This is a genomic window from Pseudoalteromonas sp. S1610 (genome assembly GCF_005887465.1).
Classification (GTDB): Bacteria; Pseudomonadota; Gammaproteobacteria; order Enterobacterales; family Alteromonadaceae; genus Pseudoalteromonas; species Pseudoalteromonas undina.
This window is the reverse complement of sequence record NZ_PNDI01000035.1, coordinates 1-3063: the sequence shown is the minus strand read 5'-3', so window position 1 is coordinate 3063 and position 3063 is coordinate 1. Positions and strand designations below refer to the sequence as shown.

The 3063-nt window shown below is 39.4% G+C and carries 1 protein-coding gene and 3 tRNA genes; 3 read left to right on the top strand and 1 reads right to left on the bottom strand.

All coding sequences use genetic code 11. The features are described from left to right. The first annotated feature begins 8 nt into the window (after nt 1-8). The 3 genes from CWB77_RS12975 to CWB77_RS12965 all read left to right on the top strand — a co-directional run bounded on the left by CWB77_RS12975 (nt 9) and on the right by CWB77_RS12965 (nt 300). Nucleotides 9-84 (top strand) — tRNA-Gly (locus CWB77_RS12975). Nucleotides 85-102: 18 nt separating this feature from the next. After that, a tRNA-Cys gene (locus CWB77_RS12970) sits at nt 103-176 on the top strand. A gap of 37 nt (nt 177-213) precedes the next feature. Continuing rightward, a tRNA-Leu gene (locus CWB77_RS12965) sits at nt 214-300 on the top strand. A 906-nt stretch (nt 301-1206) separates the two neighbouring features. Here the strand turns inward: CWB77_RS12965 and CWB77_RS12960 are convergent. Next, nucleotides 1207-2625: an alanine/glycine:cation symporter family protein gene (locus tag CWB77_RS12960; protein ID WP_138623056.1), complete on the bottom strand. Its 1419-nt coding sequence runs from the start codon at nt 2623-2625 to the stop codon at nt 1207-1209. Between the last annotated feature and the right edge of the window lie 438 nt (nt 2626-3063).

Genomic DNA, 3063 nt, shown 5'->3' with positions numbered 1-3063 from the left:
AGTTTTATGCGGCACTAGCTCAGTTGGTAGAGCGCGACCTTGCCAAGGTCGAGGTCACGAGTTCGAGCCTCGTGTGCCGCTCCAAATTATTTGATATGTTTAGGCGGAATGGCAGAGTGGCCATGCACCGGATTGCAAATCCGTTTACCCCGGTTCGACTCCGGGTTCCGCCTCCAAATAATTACTCCACACGCTTTAATTAGCAAACTCGATGCCCGAGTGGTGGAATTGGTAGACACAAGGGATTTAAAATCCCTCGACTAACAAGTCGTGCCGGTTCAAGTCCGGCCTCGGGCACCACTTTATACTTTCCTTGTTTATTCTAGTTTAACCATTATTTTATTAAACCATTAATTATAAAATCGCATTATCAAACTAGCATCTTATTCCTTACACTAAATTACTACGTTTGTTTGAGATCTTTAAGTCTCACCTTTTTCAAAAGCTTATCCCATCAATATATTACCACTGATCATTTTTATAGCTCAAACCTGACGCTAGCTACGGAAAAAAACTCTCATTTAGAACAAAATACAAAATACAAAATACTAAATTTAAGTTTTGCTATCGATAAGATTTTCATACCTCACAATAGAGTACTAATATTAAGCTATTTATATAAAAGCAGTGGTACAAGGCTCTTAAATGGAAGTGGTGGCTGTGCTTCGTTTGATACATAAGTGAAAGTCGGCATAAGCTTATTTCTATTAACACCATTACAATGCCACAAAATGTATTAAGAGCGTTGATGTAAACTGTTTAACTAATCGCTTATAAGGGATATGAGAAGCTTGATGATGCTAATGTGTTTAATTGGGTCTCAATAGGTGGGTACTGCTATTAGTAATATAATACCAATCCGCAATAATACGTAATCATTTTACGGGGCTAAACGTGTCACTAGCTGCGTTAAAAAAGTCTCATTTAGAACAACTAAATAGCAAATTTTTTGCCTAGCTATCAACACGTTTTTCCAGCCTCAAAATAGACCACTTAAATAATTAATTATTTTGAGAGGCCAAACCAGACGCTAGTTGAGTTAAAAACTCCTCATATAGAACAACTAAACATCGAAATTTTTGCTTTGCTATTAACAGGTTTATCTAGCTCAATATAGGTTACTTAATTAAGTGAATTGGTACTAGACAATAAAAAACCCGAAATGGCCATGGCCGTTCCGGGTTTTTAACTTAAATCTCTTTAAAGTTATTTGTGCCAAATACCTTTCGGAATAGTTTTATTAAGCTTGTTGTTTTTACTTGGATCAAACGTCGGTAACTTTCCAGCACGTCGTTGAGCGTTGTAATCTTTGGCAAGCCATACCACAACTCCTGAGAGCATAAATAGCGCGATTACGTTTACAATCGCCATTAGGCCCATAGACACATCAGCTAGAGTCCACACTAATGGTAATTCACCAAGGGCACCAAACATCACCATACCTAACACTAATAATCTGAAGATCAGCATGCCAGATGCATGGTTATGCTCTAAAAACAATAAGTTCGTTTCTGCATAAGAATAATTAGCTACAATTGATGTAAAAGCAAAAAACAAAATAGCGACTGCAACAAATATTGCACCCCAGCTACCAACATGTTCCTCAAGCGCTGCTTGTGTAAGTGCTATACCCGTTACATTAGAGCCTGGAACTAATTGCTCTGATAATAAAATAAGAGCAGCGGTAGCTGTACAAATTATAATGGTATCTACAAAGACACCTAGCATTTGTACATAGCCTTGTGATGCAGGGTGAGGTGGGTTAGGAGTTGCAGTTGCTGCAGCGTTAGCTGCGCTACCCATACCCGCTTCGTTTGAGAATAATCCGCGCTTGATCCCTTGGATCATTGCTTGCATAACACCATAACCAATTGCACCAGCGCCAGCCTGTTCAAGACCAAAGGCACTTCTAATTACATGCATAAACACATCAGGCAACTCAGTGTAATTTACAGCACATATATATAGTGCAACAATTAAGTAGGCAGCAGCCATAAATGGCACTGCTAATTCAGCAAATCGTGAAATTGTTTTTAGGCCACCAAATATGATGATGCCTGAACCAATTACAAGTGCAATACCTACTATATAGTTAGGAATACCAAAGGCGACTTCAAAAGCTGCAGCGATAGAGTTTGACTGTACCGCATTAAAAACTAATCCAAAGGCTAAAATTAAACATAGTGAGAACACGATGCCCATCCAGCGCTTGCCAAGTCCGTATTCCATATAATAAGCAGGGCCTCCACGGAAGTTGCCTTCTTCATCGCGTATTTTGTAAGCTTGAGCCAATGTGCTTTCTGCAAAACTAGTGGCCATACCGATCAAAGCAATTAACCACATCCAAAAAATAGCACCAGCACCACCTAAATAAAGTGCGACTGCAACACCTGCCATATTACCGGTACCGACACGGGCGGCTAAAGAAGTACAGAAAGCTTGAAAAGAGGAAATACCGCCATCTGACCCTTGGCGACTTTGAAACATGACTTTAATCATGTGTGGGAATTGTACAAATTGGATGAAACCAAGACGTATGGTAAAAAATAGCCCAGCGGCTATTAATAAGTACACTAAAATATGACCCCATAAGAGACCACTTATACTATTTATTATATCTGTCATGTGTGTTGCCTAGTGAACGAGTTGTAAATATGCGCCGCAACTTACCACAAGCAAGGTAAATAGTTTAGTAAACAGCGCAAAAAAATGAGTTATCCACAGGGTTTTGTGGGTATCTTGTGTGTCTGGGTGGGGTATCTTTGGGGTAAAAATTAAATGCAAAAAAGCGTTTAAAAACGCTTGCGTTAAAATCGATTCGCCCTATAATGCGACCCCACTGAGACGGCAGAGCGCAACGCATAGCGAGGCACGAGCTACTCAGTGAGTCGAGTAAAACTTAGTTTTGAAAACTTTAAAGTTTAACAAAATTAAGTGTTGACAAAAAAATAGGAAAGCGTAACATGCGCAGCCCTAGCGAGATAAAGTTTAACGCTTTAATCGCAACGTTCTTTAACAATATAAAGCAATCATCTGTGTGGGCACTCGTACAGATTGAGTGAT